The 22,042-nt window shown below is 54.4% G+C and carries 20 protein-coding genes; 6 read left to right on the forward strand and 14 right to left on the reverse strand.

Going from position 1 to position 22,042, the window contains the following annotated elements:
- Window positions 1-9 precede the first annotated feature (9 nt).
- Entirely contained in the window at window positions 10-1,395 is a 1,386-nt protein-coding gene (gene gspE, locus NA986_RS20445) for a type II secretion system protein GspE (protein WP_023216322.1), read from the forward strand.
- Window positions 1,385-2,587: a protein transport protein HofC gene (gene hofC / locus NA986_RS20450; RefSeq protein ID WP_023216323.1), complete on the forward strand. Its 1,203-nt coding sequence runs from the start codon at window positions 1,385-1,387 to the stop codon at window positions 2,585-2,587. Before gspE ends, hofC begins: the two co-directional genes overlap by 11 nt.
- A gap of 30 nt (window positions 2,588-2,617) precedes the next feature.
- Here the strand turns inward: hofC and NA986_RS20455 are convergent, their stop codons facing one another.
- Window positions 2,618-3,661, reverse strand: a complete 1,044-nt coding sequence (locus NA986_RS20455; RefSeq protein WP_001217365.1) for a GMP reductase — start codon at window positions 3,659-3,661, stop codon at window positions 2,618-2,620.
- A 225-nt stretch (window positions 3,662-3,886) separates the two neighbouring features.
- Here NA986_RS20455 and coaE point away from each other — a divergent pair, with 225 nt between their 5' ends.
- From coaE to yacG, 3 genes are read left to right on the forward strand one after another with little or no spacing between them, the layout of a single operon-like run.
- A complete protein-coding gene (gene coaE / locus NA986_RS20460) occupies window positions 3,887-4,507 on the forward strand; it encodes a dephospho-CoA kinase (protein ID WP_023216324.1) in 621 nt (206 codons plus the stop codon).
- Complete coding sequence (zapD, locus tag NA986_RS20465; RefSeq protein WP_000557441.1) at window positions 4,507-5,250, forward strand: cell division protein ZapD; 744 nt, start codon at window positions 4,507-4,509, stop codon at window positions 5,248-5,250. Before coaE ends, zapD begins: the two co-directional genes overlap by 1 nt.
- A gap of 9 nt (window positions 5,251-5,259) precedes the next feature.
- Window positions 5,260-5,451, forward strand: a complete 192-nt coding sequence (yacG, locus tag NA986_RS20470) for a DNA gyrase inhibitor YacG (RefSeq protein WP_001286419.1) — start codon at window positions 5,260-5,262, stop codon at window positions 5,449-5,451.
- Between the two features lie 14 nt (window positions 5,452-5,465).
- On the opposite strand, the gene NA986_RS20475 is transcribed toward yacG, so the two are convergent.
- Window positions 5,466-6,389 (reverse strand): LysR family transcriptional regulator, encoded by a 924-nt coding sequence (locus tag NA986_RS20475; protein WP_031618939.1) that lies wholly within the window; start codon window positions 6,387-6,389, stop codon window positions 5,466-5,468.
- An 85-nt stretch (window positions 6,390-6,474) separates the two neighbouring features.
- On the opposite strand from NA986_RS20475, the gene NA986_RS20480 reads away from it, so the two are divergent.
- Window positions 6,475-7,464 carry an aldo/keto reductase gene (locus tag NA986_RS20480; RefSeq protein ID WP_001534422.1) on the forward strand — a complete coding sequence of 330 codons (990 nt, stop codon included), beginning with the start codon at window positions 6,475-6,477 and terminating at the stop codon, window positions 7,462-7,464.
- Window positions 7,465-7,497: 33 nt separating this feature from the next.
- Here the strand turns inward: NA986_RS20480 and mutT are convergent, their stop codons facing one another.
- The 12 genes from mutT to murD all read right to left on the reverse strand — a co-directional run bounded on the left by mutT (window position 7,498) and on the right by murD (window position 22,040).
- Window positions 7,498-7,893 carry an 8-oxo-dGTP diphosphatase MutT gene (gene mutT, locus NA986_RS20485; protein WP_000736058.1) on the reverse strand — a complete coding sequence of 132 codons (396 nt, stop codon included), beginning with the start codon at window positions 7,891-7,893 and terminating at the stop codon, window positions 7,498-7,500.
- A 151-nt stretch (window positions 7,894-8,044) separates the two neighbouring features.
- Window positions 8,045-10,750: a preprotein translocase subunit SecA gene (gene secA / locus NA986_RS20490; RefSeq protein WP_000905756.1), complete on the reverse strand. Its 2,706-nt coding sequence runs from the start codon at window positions 10,748-10,750 to the stop codon at window positions 8,045-8,047.
- 61 nt (window positions 10,751-10,811) lie between these two features.
- Entirely contained in the window at window positions 10,812-11,309 is a 498-nt protein-coding gene (gene secM, locus NA986_RS20495) for a secA translation cis-regulator SecM (protein WP_000014336.1), read from the reverse strand.
- A gap of 278 nt (window positions 11,310-11,587) precedes the next feature.
- The gene (gene lpxC / locus NA986_RS20500; RefSeq protein WP_000595487.1) at window positions 11,588-12,505 is read right to left on the reverse strand and encodes a UDP-3-O-acyl-N-acetylglucosamine deacetylase; all 918 of its coding nucleotides are present in this window, start codon (window positions 12,503-12,505) and stop codon (window positions 11,588-11,590) included.
- Between the two features lie 100 nt (window positions 12,506-12,605).
- Entirely contained in the window at window positions 12,606-13,757 is a 1,152-nt protein-coding gene (gene ftsZ, locus NA986_RS20505) for a cell division protein FtsZ (RefSeq protein ID WP_000462785.1), read from the reverse strand.
- A 60-nt stretch (window positions 13,758-13,817) separates the two neighbouring features.
- Complete coding sequence (gene ftsA, locus NA986_RS20510; RefSeq protein WP_000588463.1) at window positions 13,818-15,080, reverse strand: cell division protein FtsA; 1,263 nt, start codon at window positions 15,078-15,080, stop codon at window positions 13,818-13,820.
- A complete protein-coding gene (ftsQ, locus tag NA986_RS20515; RefSeq protein WP_000075728.1) occupies window positions 15,077-15,907 on the reverse strand; it encodes a cell division protein FtsQ in 831 nt (276 codons plus the stop codon). Before ftsQ ends, ftsA begins: the two co-directional genes overlap by 4 nt.
- A gap of 1 nt (window position 15,908) precedes the next feature.
- Window positions 15,909-16,829 carry a D-alanine--D-alanine ligase gene (locus NA986_RS20520; RefSeq protein WP_000763906.1) on the reverse strand — a complete coding sequence of 307 codons (921 nt, stop codon included), beginning with the start codon at window positions 16,827-16,829 and terminating at the stop codon, window positions 15,909-15,911.
- Complete coding sequence (murC, locus tag NA986_RS20525; RefSeq protein WP_439039729.1) at window positions 16,822-18,297, reverse strand: UDP-N-acetylmuramate--L-alanine ligase; 1,476 nt, start codon at window positions 18,295-18,297, stop codon at window positions 16,822-16,824. Before murC ends, NA986_RS20520 begins: the two co-directional genes overlap by 8 nt.
- 118 nt (window positions 18,298-18,415) lie before the next feature.
- On the reverse strand, window positions 18,416-19,483 hold the full coding sequence (gene murG / locus NA986_RS20530) for an undecaprenyldiphospho-muramoylpentapeptide beta-N-acetylglucosaminyltransferase (RefSeq protein WP_023216327.1): 1,068 nt from the start codon (window positions 19,481-19,483) through the stop codon (window positions 18,416-18,418).
- The gene (gene ftsW / locus NA986_RS20535; protein WP_001239803.1) at window positions 19,480-20,724 is read right to left on the reverse strand and encodes a cell division protein FtsW; all 1,245 of its coding nucleotides are present in this window, start codon (window positions 20,722-20,724) and stop codon (window positions 19,480-19,482) included. The genes murG and ftsW overlap by 4 nt, the downstream gene beginning before the upstream one ends.
- The gene (murD, locus tag NA986_RS20540; protein WP_000796443.1) at window positions 20,724-22,040 is read right to left on the reverse strand and encodes a UDP-N-acetylmuramoyl-L-alanine--D-glutamate ligase; all 1,317 of its coding nucleotides are present in this window, start codon (window positions 22,038-22,040) and stop codon (window positions 20,724-20,726) included. The genes ftsW and murD overlap by 1 nt, the downstream gene beginning before the upstream one ends.
- Window positions 22,041-22,042 lie beyond the last annotated feature (2 nt).

Genomic DNA, 22,042 nt, shown 5'->3' on the forward strand with positions numbered 1-22,042 from the left:
GGAGACAAGATGAAAGACGCTCAGCTCAACACCTTGTGTCAACGTCATCAGGCTGTACTGATCAATAGCGCCAGCAACAGTATCACTGTTGCGGTGGTCGACGCGCCCTCTCATGCGTTACTGGACGCTCTGCATTTCGCCACGCAAAAACAGATTGATATTGTGTGCTGGACTCGCCAGCAAATGGAAAATCATCGGCATAAGCCGGATCAGGCTCCCTCGACAAACGCCGCGAAAGGTGGAGAAACCGCGGCCCAGCTTCTCAATCAGACATTACGCTCGGCGATGGCGAAACGCTCCTCTGATATCCATCTCGAACCAGGCGCCAGCCGCTACCGAATAAGACTCCGCATCGACGGCGTTCTTCATATTCTGCAGGACATCGCCAAAGAGACGGGGCTTGCGCTGACGGCCAGATTGAAAGTCCTGGGAAATTTGGACATCGCTGAACATCGGCTGCCGCAGGACGGGCAATTTACCGTTGACCTGACGGGCGACAGCATCTCTTTTCGTATCGCCACGCTTCCCTGTAAAGAAGGCGAAAAAGTCGTCTTACGGTTGTTGCATCAGGTTGAACAAACGCTGGATCTGGACACGCTGGGCATGTACGGGGCACAACTTACCGCTTTTAGGCAAGCCCTACAGCAACCTCAGGGGCTGGTACTGGTGACTGGCCCCACCGGTAGCGGAAAAACGGTCACGCTATATAGCGCGCTACAAACCCGGAATACGCCGGGTATCAACCTCTGTAGCGTTGAGGATCCGATAGAAATTCCACTGGATGGGATTAACCAGACGCAGATCCATCCCCGCGCCGGGCTCACCTTTCAAAATGTGCTGCGCGCGCTTTTACGCCAGGACCCTGACATCATCATGGTAGGTGAAATTCGTGACGGCGACACCGCAGAAATCGCCATTAAGGCGGCACAAACGGGCCATCTGGTACTTTCAACGCTCCATACGAACTCCACCAGCGAAACCCTGATACGTTTGCAGCAAATGGGCGTAGCACGCTGGATGATCTCATCGGCGCTTACGCTGGTGGTAGCGCAACGCCTGGTAAGGAAGCTTTGCCCGCACTGCAAACAGCGTCTGAGCGATCCCGTGGTGCTATCGCCCAATCTTTGGCCCAACGCGCTACCGCGCTGGCAGGCAAGCGGCTGTCAGCATTGCTACCACGGCTTTTATGGCCGAACCGCGTTATTCGAAGTGTTAACCGTTACCCCGGCATTACGTCAGTTAATTGCGAGCGGCGCATCGGCGCAAGCACTGGAAGCCCACCTCCAACAGACCGGTACAGGGACGCTTTTTGAAAATGGCTGTCGCGCCGTTGAGCAAGGCATGACGTCCTTTGAAGAGATACTGCGCGTTCTGGGAATGCCCCATGAGCGTTAAACAGCTCTGGCGCTGGCAAGGCGTTAACGATAAAGGTCAACTGGAACAAGACGTTGTATGGGCGGACAATCGTCTGGCGCTGATCATCACCCTGCAACATCAGCGCATTATGCCGCTTCGCATCAAGCGTATGGGCGTTAACGCCGCACTGTGGAAAGAAGAGCAAAGCGCTGAAATTATTCATCAGCTGGCCACGCTCATTCATGCCGGGCTGACGCTTTCTGAAGGGCTGGAACTCCTTGCGCAACAGCATCCCCACCCACAATGGCAAGCGCTGTTGCGCACGCTGGCTCACGAGCTTGAACAGGGCGTCCCTTTTTCCAGCGCATTAGTCTCCTGGCCGCAGGTATTTCCGCCGCTCTACCAGACGATGATCCGCACCGGAGAACTGACCGGCAAACTGGCCGAATGCTGCTTTGAACTGGCCCGTCAGCAAAAAGCGCAACGGCAGATTACGGTTAGCGTGAAAAAGGCGCTACGCTATCCCGTCATTATTCTGACAATGGCCGCCCTGGTCGTTTTCGCCATGCTGCACTTTGTTCTGCCGGAATTTGCCGCCATTTACCGTAGCTTCAATACCCCGCTCCCTCTTCTGACGCGCGGTATTATCGCGATAGCGCAATGGGGGTCGACATGGGGTTGGCTCATCTTGTTCCTGACGATGCTCATTGCTATCGCTCACCGCAGGGTAAAACAAAAACCGTCCTGGCAAGCGCAGCGGCAGCGTCTTCTGCTACGGCTTCCCGTTATGGGTCGCCTGATAAGAGGCCAGAAACTAGCGCAAATATTCACCGTACTGGCATTAACCCAAAGCGCAGGCATTCCTTTTCTTCAGGGACTGGAAAGCGCTATCGATAGCCTCGGCTGCCCTTACTGGTCACAGCGTTTAACGCAGGTACATCAGGAGATCGCCGCGGGCAATCCGGTCTGGTTGGCGCTAAAAAATACCCAGGAATTTAGTCCACTATGCCTGCAACTGGTCAGAACGGGCGAAGCGTCCGGCTCACTCGATATCATGCTGCATAACCTTGCCCGTCACCACAGTGAAACTACGCTGGCGCTGGCCGATAATCTGGCGTCGCTGTTGGAACCGGCGTTATTGATCATCACCGGCTTAATTATCGGTACGCTGGTGGTGGCGATGTATTTGCCGATTTTTCATCTGGGAGACGCGATGAGCGGGATGGGATAAGGCTGGCGCACATTTACGCCAGCCAGAATATTAGAGGCTATTGAAAATGCGGTTTTCTTGTTCCTGCACCCGAATAAAGGTGGTGCGTTTGGTCAACTCTTTCAGGCGAGACGCGCCGACATAAGTGCAGGCTGAGCGTAGACCGCCCAGGATATCGCGGGCAGTATTGCCCACCGGCCCACGCAGCGGCAATTTAACCGTTTTACCTTCTGCCGCGCGGTATTTCGCAACGCCGCCGACATGACGGTTCATCGCAGATTCCGAACTCATGCCGTAGAACAGCATAAATTTCTCGCCGTTCTCTTCTACCACGCTGCCGCCGCTCTCTTCGTGACCCGCCAGCATGCCGCCCAACATAACGAAATCCGCGCCGCCGCCGAAGGCTTTTGCTACGTCGCCTGGCATGGTGCAGCCGCCATCGCTGACGATCATGCCGCCCAGGCCATGCGCCGCGTCAGCACATTCGATAACCGCCGACAGTTGCGGATAACCAACGCCAGTTTTTACACGCGTCGTGCATACGGAGCCGGGACCAATTCCCACTTTCACGATATCGGCGCCGGAGAGGATAAGCTCTTCGCACATCTCGCCCGTTACCACATTGCCTGCGCAGATTGTTTTTGTCGGCCATGCTTCACGTGCTTTCGCGACGAACTGCACAAAATGTTCTGAATAGCCATTGGCCACATCAATACAGACAAAGTTCAGCGCAGGATTCAGCGCCAGAATCTGCACGGTTTTTTCGAAATCAGCATCAGAGGTCCCGGTGGAAACCATCACATGCTTGAGAACATCAGCCGAAGCCGTGTTGATAAAAGCTGCCCATTCTTCAACGGTATAATGTTTATGTACAGCAGTCAGAATATCAAACCCGGCCAATGCTTGCGCCATTTCAAACGTCCCGACGGTATCCATATTGGCCGCAATAATCGGTACGCCAGACCAGGTCTGACCTGAGTGTTTAAAGGTGAATTGACGTTCCAGTTCGACATCGGAACGGCTTTTGAGGGTAGAACGTTTAGGACGGATAAGAACGTCTTTGAAACCTAACTTCAGATCTTCTTCAATACGCATGTGCGGATTCCTGGGGTTAATGGCGAAAAATCGAAACTCACAACTCCAGTGACGCTATCATACGCACTAATCATGGCCGTACAAGACTGCGAAATTCTCTTTTTTTACGTTACAATCCCATAAATTTACCTGGCGAATAGTAGGTTAATGCTCAGAGCGTATCGTCTTTGTATGCTTAAAATTTAACCTTTTGATTGTCAAACTAAAATTCCGGAAGCTGGAGATATGAGGTATACCGTAGCCTTAACCGGCGGTATTGGCAGCGGTAAAAGTACCGTCGCTGATGCCTTCGCTGACCTCGGAATAACCGTCATCGACGCGGATATTATCGCGCGCCAGATGGTTGAGCCAGGGCAGCCCGCCCTGAACGCAATAGCGGAACATTTTGGTTCTGAACTTATCGCCGCCGACGGCACGTTACGTCGCCGGGCGCTGCGTGAGCATATTTTTTCGCATCCGGAAGAAAAAGCCTGGCTTAACGCTCTGCTTCATCCCTTAATTCAGCAGGAAACCCTACGACAGTTTCAACAGGCTACGTCGCCCTATGTGTTATGGGTTGTGCCTCTGCTGGTTGAAAACAGGCTGTATCAAAAAGCCAACCGCGTACTGGTGGTTGACGTGACGCCCGAAACGCAGCTCATACGCACAATGCAGCGTGATGATGTTACGCGCGAGCATGTTGAACACATTCTCGCTGCGCAGGCGACGCGTGAAGCGCGCCTTGCCGTGGCGGACGATGTTATTGATAATAACGGCGCACCGGATGCTATCGCATCAGATGTGGCCCGCCTGCACGCCAGTTATCTTAAGCTCGCGTCGCAGTTTGTCTCACAGGAAAAACCGTAATGCACACCCAGGTCCTATTTGAACACCCTCTCAATGAGAAGATGCGTACGTGGCTGCGCATAGAGTTTTTGATCCAACAGCTCTCCATCAACCTGCCAATTGCAGACCATGCTGGCGCACTGCATTTTTTCCGTAACATCAGCGATCTACTGGATGTGTTCGAACGGGGCGAAGTCCGTACCGAACTGCTGAAAGAACTGGAGCGCCAGCAGCGTAAATTACAGGCCTGGGTTGAGGTTCCCGGCGTCGATCAAGACCGTATTGAAGCCCTGCGCCAGCAGTTAAAATCCGCGGGCAGCGTGCTGATCTCCGCCCCGAGGATTGGCCAGCAGCTACGCGAAGATCGCTTGATTGCCCTTGTGCGTCAACGCTTAAGTATTCCTGGCGGCTGTTGCAGTTTCGATTTACCCACTCTGCATATCTGGTTGCACCTACAACAGGCGCAGCGCGACGCCCAGATTGAAAGCTGGCTTGCCAGCCTGAATCCCCTCACCCAGGCGCTGACGCTGGTGCTTGATCTGATCCGTAATTCAGCGCCTTTCCGTAAGCAAACCAGTCTGAACGGTTTTTATCAGGATAACGGGGACGACGCCGATTTGCTGCGTCTTATGCTGACGCTCGATTCACAACTTTATCCGCAAATTTCCGGCCATAAGAGCCGTTTTGCCATTCGCTTTATGCCGCTGGATAGTGAAAATGGTCTGGTGCCGGAGCGTCTTGATTTTGAACTGGCCTGTTGCTAAGGAGTAAAAATGTCTGACGTGACCGTCGTAAACTGTCCGACCTGCGGTAAACCGGTCGTCTGGGGGGAAATTAGCCCCTTCCGTCCATTTTGTTCTAAACGCTGTCAGTTAATTGATTTGGGCGAATGGGCCGCCGAAGAGAAACGAATCGCCAGCAGCGGCGACCAGTCTGATAGCGACGACTGGAGCGAAGAGCGCTAACGGTGATGGCTCTGTTAAGACGGCAATATCGCCTTATGACAAAAATAATCAATAAATACGCGTAGTTTTGGCGCCATATGCGCGCGGCCGGGATAATACAAATAAAACCGGTCCGCCGCAGGCAGCCACTCCTCAAGTACGGAACACAACCGCCCATCCTGTAAGTCTTCGTGGACATCCTGTTCAAAAACGTAGGTTAGCCCTGCCCCATCACGCGCGGCGGAGAGACGCAACGCTTTATCATTCACCATTAACGCGGCTTCCGGCGTAATTTCCAGCCGTTGCGCTCCGTGAACAAACTCCCACCGATATAGCCCGCTCTCACGCGTAAAACGATGGCAAAGGCAGCGGTGATTGATGAGTTCCTGAGGGTGCAGCGGCGTGCCAAAACGCGCAAGGTATGCAGGGGATGCTACGATCGCCGGGCGTAAAACATCACCGAGCGGAACGACATTCATATCAAGTTGTACCGCATCGCCAAAGCGAATACCGGCATCAAAGCGTTCGTTAATTAAATCCACAAAACCGTCATTCACATCGATATCCAGCCGAATATCGGGATAATCGCGCATGAAACCGGCGAGATTAGGTTGTAACAAAAGCATAGCCGCCGTGCGCGGTACGGTCAGGCGTAATGTCCCTCCGGGTATATCGCGGCTCTGGCGGGCATGTTCCATCGCCTCATCAATATGGTTCAATGCGGGCCTGATACTGGCAAGAAAGGCATGTCCTGCTTCTGTCAAACCGACACGCCGGGTGGTTCGGTTCAACAATTTCACGCCAAGTTCATCCTCCAGTTGGCGCATATTCTGACTTAACGCCGATGTAGAAATATGTAACTGCGCCGCTGCCCGCGTGAAGCTATGGTTTTCAGCAATCATGCAAAAAGCATGCAATATGGACATCACATCATGACGCATTATTAAGCCAGCCTTCATAAACCATGCTTATTCCCCCTATTTTTCATCTTATACGCCAGGTATAGACTGCCTGCCATGCACAAAATATCCTCATGGAGGCAGTATGCAATATCGTACATTAGGCGCAAACGGACCGCGAGTGTCAGCCATCGGACTGGGATGTATGGGCATGAGCGCATTTTACGGCGCTCATGACGACAGCACCTCAATTAAGACGCTACATTATGCGTTAGATCAGGGGGTAACACTGCTCGATACCGCAGATATGTATGGCCCTTATACCAATGAAAGGTTAGTCGGAAGAGCCATCGCCGATCGTCGCGATCGGGTATTTTTAGCGACGAAATTTGGTATCGTTCTCGACCCTGCTAACCCTATGGCGCGTGGCGTCAATGGCAGACCGGAGTACGTTCGCCGTAGTTGTGAGCAAAGTCTGCAACGCCTGGGGGTCGATCATATCGATCTGTACTACCAACATCGCGTTGATCCATCAGTCCCCATAGAAGAGACTGTCGGTGCAATGGCGGACCTGGTGCGCGAGGGAAAAGTGCGTTATCTCGGGCTATCCGAAGCATCAACGCAAACGCTGGAACGCGCCCATCACGTTCACCCTATTACCGCGCTGCAAAGTGAGTATTCGCTTTGGTCCCGCGAAGCGGAAATTTCAGCACTTTCCACCTGTGAACGGTTGGGTATAGGATTCGTCGCTTACAGCCCGCTGGGACGCGGATTTCTGACCGGTACGATTAAAACGCCAGAAGATTTTGCTGCGAATGACTTCCGTCGCACAAATCCCAGGTTCATGGGTGAGAACTTCTCGCGCAATTTACGTCTGGCTGAAGCAATAAAACAAATGGCACGCGAAAAAGAGTGTACCCCCGCACAATTAGCGCTGGCCTGGCTGCTGGCCCGCAACAGGCACATCGTTCCCATTCCCGGCACCCGCCACTGCGCCAGGGTGGATGAAAACCTCGGCGCGTTATCACTGACCCTCAGCCCGCAGGAGCTGGCGGCAATTGAGGCGGTTTTTCCTCACGACGCCGCGGCCGGCCCCCGCTACTGGCCGGAAATTATGTCGACATTAAATCGCTAATAAGATCGATGGGGATCGTGTTGCGATCCCCCACTAAGGCGCAAATTGGCGTAATTTACGAATAATCGGTTCATTGGCCGGCGGAAAATCGTCCGTATTCAACGCGTTCTGCGCGATCCACCGTCCCGGCTGCCCTTCTTTCCCCCACGGTTCGCCCTCCCAGCGTTCAACCAGCCAAAACCACAGCGTAATGTGTCTATCCGGGAATTGATATTCCAGAGTGTCGAATAGTGTCACCTGTGTTGGCGTAATCCCCACCTCTTCCTGTAGCTCCCGGATCAACGCCTGCTCTGGTGTTTCGTCGGCTTCAATTTTTCCGCCGGGAAATTCCAGCTTGTTCGCCATATGCGCATCAGCGGCGCGTCGGGTGATAAAAATTTCGTCGTTCGGGTTGCGGATAATCCCAACCGCGATTTGCAGTTTTTTCATCTTGTTGCATCCATAAAAAAGGCGCAGTCGCCTGCGCCTTTTTATCTGTGTTCAATGCCAGGCCGAATAAGCGTAGCGCCCTTCGGCAATAATGCCAGCACCGACCGGATGGCAACACATTATGTCTTATCAGGCCGGTAAGTTTATCGCATTAGCTCAGGCGACCGTGACACTGTTTGTATTTCTTACCGGAACCACAAGGGCAAGGATCGTTACGTCCAATCTTACGTTCGCCGGTTTGGGCGGCCAGATCGGCAGCCACAGCGGCATCGTCATCCTGATGGCTTAGCTGCTGCATCTGCGCCAGGCGCTCCGCCTCTTCGCGACGCTGCATTTCCATCGCTTCGACCTCTTCAGGCATACGTACCTGGACTTTGCTCAGGGTACTGATCACTTCATATTTCAGCGATTCCAGCATCGCGGCGAACATAGCGAAGGATTCGCGCTTGTATTCCTGCTTCGGATCTTTTTGCGCATAGCCGCGCAGATGAATACCCTGACGCAGGTAATCCATCGCCGCCAGATGCTCTTTCCACAGGGAATCGAGCGTTTGCAGCATCACGCCTTTTTCGAAATGACGCATCATTTCAGCGCCAACCACCTCTTCTTTACGCTGATACACCTCGATGGACTGCGCCAGGATGCGCTCACGCAGCGTCTCCTCATGCAGCTCCGGCTCTTTATCCAGCCATTCGGCAATCGGCATCTCCAGGTCGAAGTCGTTTTTCAGGCGTTCCTGCAAACCCGGGATATCCCACATCTCTTCCAGCGACTGCGGCGGAATGTAGGCGTCGATAGTCGCCTTAAAGACATCTTCGCGAATGCTGTTAATGGTGTCGCTCACGTCAGACACATCCAGCAATTCGTTACGCTGGGTATAAATTGCACGGCGCTGATCGTTCGCCACATCATCATATTCCAGCAGTTGCTTACGAATATCGAAGTTACGGCTTTCTACTTTACGCTGCGCGTTAGCGATAGCTTTCGTCACCCACGGGTGCTCAATCGCTTCGCCCGGCTTCATCCCCAATTTACGCATCATACCGGAGACACGATCGGAGGCGAAAATACGCATCAGCGCATCTTCCATCGACAGGTAGAAACGGGAAGAACCCGGGTCGCCCTGGCGACCGGAACGGCCACGCAGCTGGTTGTCGATACGGCGGGATTCATGGCGCTCGGTGCCAATGATATGCAGACCGCCGGCAGCCAGAACCGCGTCATGGCGTACCTGCCAGTCCGCTTTAATCTGCGCAATCTGTTCTTCCGTCGGCGCTTCCAGCGCGGCGACTTCCGCCTGCCAGCTACCGCCCAGCATAATATCGGTACCACGACCCGCCATGTTGGTAGCGATAGTGACCGCCGCTGGATAACCAGCCTGCGCAACGATGCCTGCTTCGTTGGCGTGGAATTTTGCGTTCAGTACGTTATGTTTGATGCCCGCTTTGGTCAGCTCTCTGGAGACCACTTCAGATTTCTCGATAGAAATCGTCCCGACCAGCACTGGCTGACCGTTCGCGGTACGCTCTTTAATATCTTCGATAATGGCCTGGATTTTTTCCGCTTCGGTCATGTAGACCAGATCCGGCAAATCTTTACGGATCATCGGACGGTTGGTCGGAACAACGACGGTGTCCAGCTTATAGATAGAACTAAATTCGAAGGCTTCAGTATCCGCCGTACCGGTCATACCGGCCAGCTTTTCATACAGACGGAAGTAGTTCTGGAAGGTAATAGACGCCAGCGTCTGGTTTTCATTCTGAATTTCAACGCCTTCTTTCGCTTCTACCGCCTGGTGCAGACCGTCAGACCAGCGACGCCCCTGCATGGTACGACCGGTATGTTCATCAACAATGATGACTTCGCCGTCTTTCACAATGTAATCCACGTCACGGGTAAACAGCGCGTGCGCGCGCAGCGCGGCGGTGACGTGATGCATCAGCATAATATTGCCAGGCGAGTAGAGCGACTCGCCTTCATCCATAATGCCTTCTTGCACCAATAGCTCTTCAATCAGCACCAGACCGCGTTCGGTCAGGTTAACCTGGCGCGCTTTCTCATCAACGGAGAAGTGGCCTTCGCCCTGGAAAGTGTCAGAATCTTCTTTCTCCTGACGAATCAGGTGCGGAATGATTTTGTTCACTTTTTTGTACATTTCCGAGCTATCTTCCGCCGGGCCGGAAATAATCAGCGGCGTACGCGCTTCATCGATCAGGATGGAGTCGACTTCATCCACCAGCGCATAATGCAGTTTACGCTGCACGCGCTCTTCCGGGCTGAACGCCATGTTGTCGCGCAGGTAGTCAAAACCGTATTCGTTGTTAGTGCCGTAAGTGATGTCGGCAGCGTAAGCTTCACGTTTGGCGGGCGCAGGCATACCTGGCAGGTTGATACCAACGGACATACCGAGGAATTCGAATAGCGGACGGTTGTTTTCGGCGTCACGCTGCGCCAGATAGTCGTTCACGGTTACCACATGAACGCCTTTGCCGGACAGCGCGTTCAGGTAGGCTGGCAGCGTTGCGGTCAGCGTTTTACCTTCACCAGTACGCATTTCGGCGATACAGCGATCATTGAGCACCATACCACCCAATAGCTGAACGTCGAAGTGACGCATCCCAAAGACGCGTTTACTGGCTTCACGCACCACCGCGAACGCTTCCGGAATCAGGCTCTCTACGCTTTCGCCTTTTTCAATACGGGCGCGAAATTCGTTGGTTTTCGCTTTCAGTTCGTCATCGGAGAGTTTTTCCATCTCCGGTTCCATCGCATTAATAAGGCTGACGGCCTTACGCATACGACGCAGCGTACGATCGTTACGGCTACCGAATACTTTGGTTAATAATTTGATTAGCATAATAAAGTCTCAAATGCCCCGCGCCGCGGAGCTACAAATAAAGTAAAAGGGTCTTTTTTCGTTAGCTGAGACGTTGCGGACCGGCGCGGATACCCTGCGCCTGACTTATCCAGGCCGGGATGCTAAATGCGGTTTGTGGCGCAAAATACGCCAGGGAGAGGCGGCGAACAATCGCCGGCGGCGTGCCCTCCTGCGTGAGCATCGCGCTGAGCGTATTCAGTAAGGCGATATGATGCGCCTGTAATGGCGACGGCGCGTCGGCAACGGGCAGCGTTTGCGGCGCCATTGCAAAAGAAAGGTGGCGAATCACCGTGCGAATAGCGTGCTGATGCCAGTAATCTACGGTGAAATTGGGACGACGGTTAGAGGCTTCTAACAGCGCAAGATGGCTAAAGTTAACTTTAGACGCGGTGCTGGCGGTCGTCCTTGCAGGCGTATTGGTTTCAGCGGCGTTACTGAGCGCGGGCAAACCAAAACTCGCCGCGACCATCCCTAATAAGAGATGCGGCCAGAAGTATCGTCTGCCTAACTGTCGCCAGCGCGTCAGTATTCCACTCACGTCATTGCCACCTGATATGCCCCTCATGGGCTTACGGAATCAAAACAATTTGCGCACAAATCTTATCATTAAAGCGTACGCGCTACAGCAGTAATGACGAGAAGCTATGGTGAAAATCGGCTAAGAAAACAGCGAACGCGCCGTGTTTCCATTTAACTCTGCCAAAATGGCTGTATTAAGGAAAGCGCAGATAAAGGATAGTAAAAAAAACGACTGGCTCGCCTGGCCGGAGAGAGTGCCAGGTTAACCAGTCGAATTTTATACGACAGCGTATGTCGTTATGCCAGTACCGTCGAAGGCGCTTTGAAAGCCAACGGCAGTTCTGCGTCGTCCTGGAAGGTCACAAATTCCCAGGCTTCCTGTTTTGCCAGGACTGCCTGTAACAATTTGTTATTCAATGCGTGACCGGATTTATACGCGGTAAACGCACCAATAATATTGTGACCACACATGAACAAGTCACCGATCGCGTCAAGCATTTTGTGACGAACGAATTCATCTTCAAAACGCAGGCCGTCTTCGTTCAATACGCGATAATCGTCAACAACGATGGCACAATCGAAGCTGCCGCCCAGGCACAGGCCGCGGGACTGCAGATATTCGATATCACGCATAAAACCGAAGGTACGCGCACGGCTGATCTGGCGCATGAACGCATCCGCAGAGAAGTTCATCGCGTAGCGCTGGCTGCTGGAATCGATCGCCGGATGGTTAAAGTCGATGGTGAAATCCAACGTAAAACCATTGTACGGTCTGAATTCAGCCCATTTATCGCCATCTTCAACCCGAACAGTCTCTTTGATGCGTACGAATTTTTTGGCGCAGTTCAGTTCATCAATACCGGCGTCAAGCAGCAGGTAGACAAACGGAGCGGCACTGCCATCCATGATCGGGATTTCCGGGGCATTAACCTCAATAACGATGTTATCGATACCTAAGCCCGCCAGAGCAGCGTTCAGGTGCTCAACGGTTGAAATCCGTACATCATGCTCATTCACCAGACACGTACAGAGCATGGTATCACGCACAGATTTGGCATCGGCCGGGAAATCTACCGGTGGATTCAAGTCGGTGCGACGATAGATGACCCCGGTGTTGGCCGGCGCAGGGCGTAATGTCAGGGTGACTTTTTTGCCGGTGTGTAAACCGACGCCAGTCGCCTGAACGATACGTTTAAGTGTCCTTTGTTTGATCATCGTATAATCTCGCCAAATTACCTATCCAACCGAAGTGTACTATACATTCGGCGGGCCAGTTTAGCACAAAGAGCCCAGAATCCCAAATTCCAGCTAATTCTTAATCAGCTTGCTTACGCAGGAATGCGGGGATATCCAGATAATCCGGCTCTTTCGCCGCCTGTGGTGTATTGTCGTTAACCACTTTCGCGACCGTTTTTTGCTCCTGCGTCAGCGGCGCCATACCGTGCTGCTGATAACGATCCAACACCGGCTGCTGCACCTGTTTATTGGTGACCAGAGTGATTTCCGGACGTTTGTCCATACCAATACCGGTCGCCACTACCGTCACGCGCAGTTCATCATTCATATCCGGATCCAAAGAAGTACCGATAACCACGGTGGCGTTATCCGACGCAAACGCGCGAATGGTGTTACCGACGGTTTCAAACTCGTCCAGACGCAGGTCGAAGCCCGCCGTAATGTTGACCAACACGCCGCGCGCGCCGGACAGGTCGATATCTTCCAGCAGCGGAGAAGAAATAGCCATTTCAGCCGCTTCTTCCGCACGGTCTTCACCGCTCGCCACGCCGGAGCCCATCATTGCGTAGCCCATTTCAGACATCACGGTACGCACGTCAGCAAAGTCGACGTTCATCAGGCCCGGGCGGGTGATCAGCTCTGCGATGCCCTGAACCGCGCCTTTCAGCACGTCGTTAGCCGCGCCGAACGCGTCGAGCAGGGAGATACCACGGCCCAGCACTTTCAGCAGCTTGTCGTTCGGGATGGTGATCAACGAGTCCACATGCTTGGACAGTTCGGTGATACCCTGCTCCGCAAATGCCATGCGCTTTTTGCCTTCAAAATTGAAAGGCTTAGTCACCACGGCAACGGTCAGAATACCTAAATCTTTTGCCACTTCAGCAACCACTGGCGCCGCGCCGGTTCCGGTACCGCCGCCCATGCCTGCCGCGATAAATACCATGTCTGCGCCTTCAAGCGCCGCACGCAGCGCTTCACGGTCTTCGTCCGCCGCGTTACGACCAACTTCCGGGTTAGCGCCGGCGCCCAGACCTTTGGTAATGCCGCTACCAATTTGAATGGTCTGGCCAACCGCCGTTTTACGCAACGCCTGAGCGTCGGTATTCACCGCGAAGAATTCAACACCTTCGATGCGCTCGCGCACCATGTGTTCAACAGCGTTACCGCCGCCACCACCGACGCCGATGACTTTAATCACCGCGTCGTTGGTTAGTTCCATAGGTTCAAACATAATCTCTCTCCGTCATGTGCCTGTCGCCTGAGGCCGTAATATCTGGCGGCCTCATAAAAATTAAAACTCTTTTCGCAGCCAGCTATTAAGTCGCTTGATCCACGAGCCAACTGATGCCGTAACACGTTTTTCCACTTCTGCTTCACCGTTTAAGTGGGACTCTTTCCCGTAGTGAAGCAAGCCCACCGCCGTTGAGTAATACGGCTCCTGGGCATAATCCGTCAGACCGGTGATATTCAGCGGCGCGCCGATACGCACCTGCGTATGAAACACGCGCTGAGCGCAAGCAGCAAGCCCTTCGATTTGCGCCGCGCCGCCGGTTAACACAATCCCCGCCGCCAGGTGATGTTTTACCCCTTGTTGGCGAAGCTGTTCCTGTAATTGCAATATCTCTTCGTTGACCAGATTGAGCAGCTCGGTGTAACGCGGCTCAATCACTTCCGCCAGCGTCTGACGTTGCAGGCTGCGCGGCGGACGCCCGCCTACGCTCGGTACTTCAACGCTTTCGTCTTTACCGACGATGGAACCCAGCGCGCAACCGTGGCGGACTTTAATGGCTTCAGCATCGCTCGGCGGCGTACCAAAGGCATAAGCGATATCGCTGGTCACCACGTTCCCCGCGTAAGGGATCACTTTGGTATGACGCAGCGCGCCGCCAGTATAAACGGCGATATCCATTGTACCACCGCCGATATCCACGACACAGACGCCCAGTTCACGTTCATCTTCCGTTAACACGGAATAACTGGCCGCCAGTCCGGCAAATATCAGTTGGTCAACTTTCAGACCACAACGTTCAACAGCTTTGACAATGTTTTTTGCCATATCGTTGTGGCAGGTAATCAAATGTACTTTCGCCTGCATACGCACGCCGGAAAGACCGACCGGATTTTTAATGCCTTCCTGGTAGTCAATGGCGTACTCCTGAGGAATCACATGCAGCACGCGATGTTCATCGCGCACGCGCACTGACTTCGCAGTATGCACGACGTTTTCCACATCTTCCTGCGTCACTTCCTCTTCGGAAATGGGCACCATACCAATTTCATTCTGACAGCTAATATGTTTGCCGGAAAGCGCCAGATATACCGAGGAGATCTGGCAATCGGCCATCAATTCCGCCTGGTCAATGGCGCGCTGAACGCATTTCACCACTGACTCAAGGTCATTCACCCCGCCTTTATCCATACCCCGCGATGGGCAACTGCCCACGCCAATGATATTGACCATACCGTCGGGCAGAACTTCCCCTACTAAAGCGGCAACCTTCGCGGTGCCAATCTCCAGTCCTACTACCAGTTTTCTGTCCGTCGCCTTGATCATTGTTGTTCTGCCTGTGCCTGATTCTGTTGCTGATTAGATTCCTCAGGGGGGAGCGGCGCCCAGCCAACTGCCGCACCTGAGTCATAACGCAAATCAACGTAGCTAATCCGTTTGCCATCGGTTTGCGCCTGCTGCTGTAAAACCGGATAGAGTTCTACAAAGCGAGCCAACCTTTTCATCGTATCGCCCCTGCCGAGATTGAGCTTAATGCCGTTATTAAGCGTCAATTGCCAGGAGCGACGTGCGGTCATCGCCGCTTCCTTCAGAGTGAATTTATCCTTAGCCAGCACCTGCCCCATCTCGCGGTATCCCTGCAACACTTCACTCGCGCTGCCTTCCGGGCCATACAACATGGGTAAAACCTGTTTGCCGATGCGGTCTGACGGCACGCTGAAGGTGTTCCCTTCAGCATCGACCATATGTTGATCATTCCAACGCGCAATCGGCACATATTCAACCAGATGAATCTTCAATTCATCAGGCCACTGTTTTCTGACGCTGGCCTGTTTAATCCACGGCAAACGCTCAATCTGGCTCTGGATAATGTTCACATCCTGCGTCATGAAGGTTCCCGGCGCGCCCAGAGCCAGTATCGCCTGACGGATATCATCGTTACGCGTGTAGTGACGCTCGCCGGTTAATACCAACTTTGATAACGGTAAACGCTGCGCATCTTCCATCCACCCTAACACGACCCACCCGCTAACAAACACGGTGCACAGTACCGTCAGCAGAAATAAAATACCTGCAAGACGCGTTCCATTATTGCGGCGTGAAGAAGGCGTCTCTTCATCACTGTTTCGCGTGTTCAGCGCAGCCTGCGACATATCAGTCCGCCAACTCCAGAATTCGTACCACTAACTGCGAGAAGCTCATTCCCGCCTGACGCGCCGCCATCGGCACCAGACTATGGCTGGTCATCCCCGGAGAAGTATTGGCTTCCAGCAGATAAAACTGACCATCGCTGTCCAGCATGACGTCAATACGCCCCCATCCCGTGCAGCCTAAAGCTTTCCATGCCTGCAGGACGAGAGACTGTAGCGCGGCTTCCTGGGACGCTTCTAAACCGGCAGGACAGAAATACTGAGTCTCATCAGAGAGATACTTCGCCTCATAATCATAGAAGGTTCCTGCCGGTTGGATACGAATTGACGGTAAAATTTCTTCGCCAACTATCGCCACCGTAAATTCCGGACCGCACAGCCATTTCTCAATCAGTATTTCGTCATCATGCTGAAAAGCCAATGATAACGCACCCTGTAAAGCATTTTCTTCTACTACTTTCGTCATACCGACGCTGGAGCCTTCACGGCTGGGTTTGACGATCAGCGGTAAACCCAGCGCCGAAATTCGCGCTTTTTGTTCTTCGCTAAGGCCTTTTTCAAACTCAGCGCGCGTCAATGCGACCCACGGCGCAACCGGTAAGCCCGCGCCCTGCCACAGCAATTTACTGCGCAGTTTATCCATGGAAAGCGCCGAGGCCATCACGCCGCTACCGGTATAAGGCAGGCCGAGCAGCTCAAGCATTCCCTGTAAGGTGCCATCTTCACCGCCGCGGCCATGCAACGCAATAAAGACCTTCTGAAAGCCCATTGCTTTAAGCTGCGCGACATCGACCTCTTGCGGATCGACGGGATGCGCATTAATGCCGCCTTCACGTAGCCCGGCCAACACTGCCGCGCCGGAATTTAACGAAACGTCCCGCTCCGCAGAGGTTCCGCCCAACAGGACCGCGATTTTATCAGCCATGTTGCTCTTCCTCCTGGATTTGCGGCTTCAGCTTGATTTCAGATAAGTAACGCGCAATTTTGCCAACATTTCCTGCGCCTTGCACTAATATCAAGTCGTTACCCGTCAGCACCGGCGCTAACATTGTCGCAACCTGAGCCGGATCGGAAACCAGAATCGGGTCAATTTTTCCCCGATTACGAATCGTACGACATAAAGAACGGCTATCCGCGCCCGGAATCGGCGCTTCGCCCGCCGGGTAAACGTCCAGCATCAGCAGCGCATCGACCTGGGTCAGCACATTGGCGAAATCGTCATACAGATCGCGCGTGCGCGTGTAACGGTGCGGCTGAAAGAGCATCACCAGGTTTTTATCCGGCCACCCTGCTCGCGCAGCTTTAATGGTGGCGTCTACTTCAGTCGGATGATGGCCATAGTCATCCACCAGCATCGCCGTCCCGGCTTTACCATTCACCGGCTCAAGCGGGAACTCGCCGAGGAAGTCAAAACGACGCCCGGTCCCCTGGAAGCTTTCCAGCGCGCGCAGGATAGCGTCATCGTTGATGCCTTCTTCGGTCGCTACCGCCACTGCCGCAGCGGCATTCAGGGCATTGTGGCGACCCGGCGCATTCAACGTGACATGCAGATCCGGCATTCCCTGGCGCAACAGCGTAAAGTGCCCCTGCGGCCCTATCTGCTGATAATCTTCTACGCGGACGTCAGCATCCTCGCTAAAGCCATACGTCGTGGTCTGACGCCCCACCCGCGGCAGCAACTCGCGGATGACCGGATCGTCGACGCACATTACCGCGCGACCGTAGAACGGCAGGTTATGCAGGAAGTTAATAAACGTCTGCTTTAAATTTTCAAAGTCGCCATGATAGGTATCCATATGGTCGGCTTCGATGTTGGTGACGATCGCGACCATCGGCTGCAAATGCAGGAAGGACGCGTCGCTCTCATCGGCCTCGGCAATCAGATAACGACTATGGCCCAGACGCGCATGAACGCCTGCGGCTTTCACCAGTCCGCCATTCACGAAAGTCGGGTCCAGCCCCGCTTCGGCATAAATACTGAACACCATCGCGGTCGTTGTGGTTTTTCCGTGCGTCCCGGCAATGGCGATGCCGTGGCGAAAACGCATCAGTTCCGCCAGCATTTCCGCACGGCGAATAACCGGAATACGCGCTTCATGCGCCGCGACAATTTCCGGGTTATCCGCGGAAATTGCGCTGGAAACGACGACCACGCTGGCATCACGCACATTTTCCGGACGATGGTTAAAGAAAATCGTCGCCCCCAGGCTCGTCAACTGCTGGGTCACCGGATTCGGCGCTAAATCGGAACCACTGATCTGATACCCTTCATTGGCCAGAACTTCGGCAATACCGCCCATACCAGCACCACCGATGCCGACAAAGTGAATGTGCCGAACGCGACGCATTTCGGGCACGATGGAACGCAGTTTTGCCAGTTGTTGTGTATTCATTCTTTACGCCATTAACTCCAATACCCGCCATACTTCAAATTGCAGATGCGTTGGCTTGCCTGCAACCCAAATTATTGAGGGTAGAAAAACCCTGCGATGCAAAAGGCACCGCCACAAATTATGTCCGGGCAACCCGGCTGACTTCACTGGCGACGCGCTCGGTAGCATCCGGAATGGATACCGCGCGGGCACGCTCCGCCATGGTTAACAACGCCTCGCGCGACCACCCCGCCAGGGTGTCGGCGACAGCCTCTACAGTAAACTGCGGCTGCTCAAAAATCTTAGCTGCGCCGGCGTTTTCTAACGGCAGCGCATTCCAGTACTGCTGCCTGTCTTTATGCTGAAACGGCACGAATATCGCCGGTAATCCGGCGGCGGCGATCTCGCTCACCGTTAAAGCGCCGGAACGACATACCACCACATCCGCCCACGCATAGGCGGCGGCCATGTCATCAATAAATTCCGTTACCTTATGTTGCGGTTGTCCCGCCCCGGCATATGCCTGCTCTACCGTGAGCTGCGCGCCTTTTCCGCTTTGATGCCAGATTGTAACCGTATCGCCCAGTCTGGCGGCAACCTGCGGCATCGTCTGGTTCAGGACTCGCGCCCCCTGAGAACCGCCGACCACCAACACGCGAATCGGGCCGTCACGACCGGCCAGACGCACCTGCGGCAACGGCAACGCCAGTACGTCGGTACGCACCGGGTTACCCACCACTTCCGCGTTCGGAAACGCACCGGGAAACGCCTGCATCACCGTGGTCGCGATTTTGGCCAGCCACTGATTGGTTAGCCCGGCGATACCGTTTTGCTCATGCAAGACGACCGGAATACCCAATGACCAGGCGGCAAGACCGCCGGGGCCGGAAACATAACCGCCCATTCCCAGCACGACATCCGGATTAAACCGCTTCATGATCGCCCGCGCCTGCCGCCAGGCGTTAAAAATCCGCAGCGGCGCCGCCAGAAGCGCTTTTACGCCTTTACCGCGCAGACCGGAGATCCGAATAAAGTCAATGTCGATGCCATGCTTCGGCACTAAATCCGCTTCCATACGATCGGCGGTACCCAGCCAGCGAACTTGCCAGCCCTGGGCCATTAAATGATGCGCAACGGCCAGTCCCGGGAACACGTGCCCGCCGGTACCGCCCGCCATCACCATTAACCGCTTCGGTTGACCACTCATCGAGAACCTCGTGTAAACGCCTGCGCTTTTTCCAGACGCGTTTCATAATCAATACGTAATAAAAACATAATGGCCGTCGACATAATCAACAGACTCGACCCGCCATAACTGATCAGCGGCAGCGTAAGGCCTTTGGTCGGCAGCATCCCCGCGGCCGCGCCAACGTTTACCAGCGCCTGGAAACTAAACCAGATACCGATAGAACACGCTAAAAATCCGGAAAAACGGTGGTCAATCTCCAATGCCTTACGGCCAATCGACATCGCGCGAAAAGCGACGAAGAATACCATTAAAAGCGCCAATACCACACCGATATAACCCAGTTCTTCCCCAATAATGGCGAAGATGAAATCGGTGTGCGCCTCCGGCAAATACTCCAGTTTCTGCACCGAATTCCCCAGCCCTTGCCCCCATATCTCACCGCGACCAAAAGCCATCAGCGACTGCGTCAGCTGATAACCGCTGCCGAACGGATCTTCCCAGGGGTTCCAGAACGAGGTAACGCGGCGAATACGATACGGTTCGGCGAGGATTAACAGAATCACCGCCGAGATGCCCATCCCGATAATGGCGATGAACTGCCATAATTTCGCCCCGGCGAGAAACAGCATCGCCAGCGTGGTGACAAACAGTACGACCACCGTCCCGAGGTCAGGCTGCGCCAGCAGTAACACCGCCAGCACCAGAATCACGCCCATTGGTTTTAAAAAGCCGCGCAGGTTATTTCGCACTTCATCAACCTTACGCACCAGATAGTTCGCGAGGTAGCAGAACAGCGACAGCTTGGTAAACTCCGCAGGCTGAATACGCAGCGGCCCCAGCGCAATCCAGCGCGACGCCCCGTTGACCGAGCTCCCGACGACCAGCACGATAAGCAGCATAATGATCGACGCAATCAGCATCGTCGTGCTGTATTTTTGCCAGAAGGTCATGGGCAAACGCAGCGTGACCATCGCCAGACAAAATGCCAGGAAGATATAGAGCGCATCACGTTTGGCAAACAAAAACGGATCGTTCGCCAGGCGCTGCCCGACTGGCATGGAGGCCGACGTCACCATGACAAAACCAATCGCCGCCAGCCCGAAGGTCAGCCATAGCAGCGTGCGGTCATACATGATCAGACTGTCGGCGTCTTTATCGCGCGAAGCCATCACCCAGCCTTTAAGCGCCGCAAACAGCCAGGCCAGGAGGCCAAAGCCTGGTACGCGCGGCATTCTCAGACGGGGGAGAGATAAACGCATCAACCTAACTCCTTCGCCAGACGGGTAAAGACATCGCCCCGTTGCTCAAAATTTTTAAACTGATCGAGGCTGGCGCAGGCGGGCGACAACAGCACCATATCACCCGGCTGAACGCGCGGCGCCAGCAAACGCATCGCCTCTTCCATCGTCTCAGTCTGTTGGGCGATTTCCGGACGCAGTGCGGCAAGCTGCGCGCCATCGCGCCCAAAGCAATACAGGCGGATACGGTCGCCAGTCAGATAGCGCGCCAGCGGAGAAAAGTCTGCCGACTTACCGTCGCCGCCCAGCAGCAGATGCAGCGTACCGTCCACATGCAAACCGTTTAGCGCCGCTTCGGTACTGCCGACGTTGGTCGCTTTCGAGTCGTTGATCCAACGTACGCCGTTATGCTCCAACGCCAGCTGGAAGCGATGCGCCAGACCGGTAAATGTCGTCAACGCCTTCAAACTGCTGGCGCGCGGCAGACCTACGGCATCCGCCAGCGCCAGCGCCGCTAACGCATTGGTATAGTTATGCTGCCCGGAAAGCTTCATCTCTTTCACGTTCAGCACCTTCTCGCCTTTGACTCGCAGCCAGGTTTCGCCCTGCTGACGATTAAGGTGATAATCACCCATATTGACGCCAAAGCTGACGCAGCGCTCATCGGCCCCACGAACCGGCATCGTCAACGCATCATCGGCATTCACTACGCACACTTTCGCCTTCTCGTAGACGCGCAGTTTCGCCGCCCGGTACTGTTGCAAACCAAACGGATACCGGTCCATATGATCTTCAGTGACGTTGAGCACCGTTGCCGCCGCCGCTTGCAAACTTGAGGTAGTTTCCAGTTGGAAACTGGATAATTCCAGCACGTACAATTCGCGATCGGCATCCAGCAGCATCAGCGCCGGAAGACCGATATTGCCGCCAACGCCGACATTGACGCCCGCCGCTTTCGCCATCTCGCCCACTAAGGTGGTCACGGTGCTTTTGCCGTTCGAGCCGGTGATGGCCACAATCGGCGCCTGCGCTTCGCGGCAAAACAGTTCGATATCGCCGACAATTTCCACTCCAGCGCTGGCGGCAGCGCTAAGAGAGGGATGCGCCAGAGCAATACCAGGGCTGGCGACGATTAAATCCGCCGCTAAGAGCCACTCGTCGTTCAGGCCGCCAACGTGACGCTCAACCTCTTGCGGCAGCTTATCCAGACCCGGCGGCGTCACGCGAGTATCCATCACCCGCGGCGTCACGCCGCGGGCGAGAAAAAAGTCCACGCAAGAGAGTCCGGTTAAGCCCAGACCGATAATGACGACGTTTTTGTCCTGGTAATCAGCCATGA

The organism is Salmonella sp. NW177 (assembly GCF_051811585.1).
Lineage (GTDB): Bacteria > Pseudomonadota > Gammaproteobacteria > Enterobacterales > Enterobacteriaceae > Salmonella > Salmonella enterica.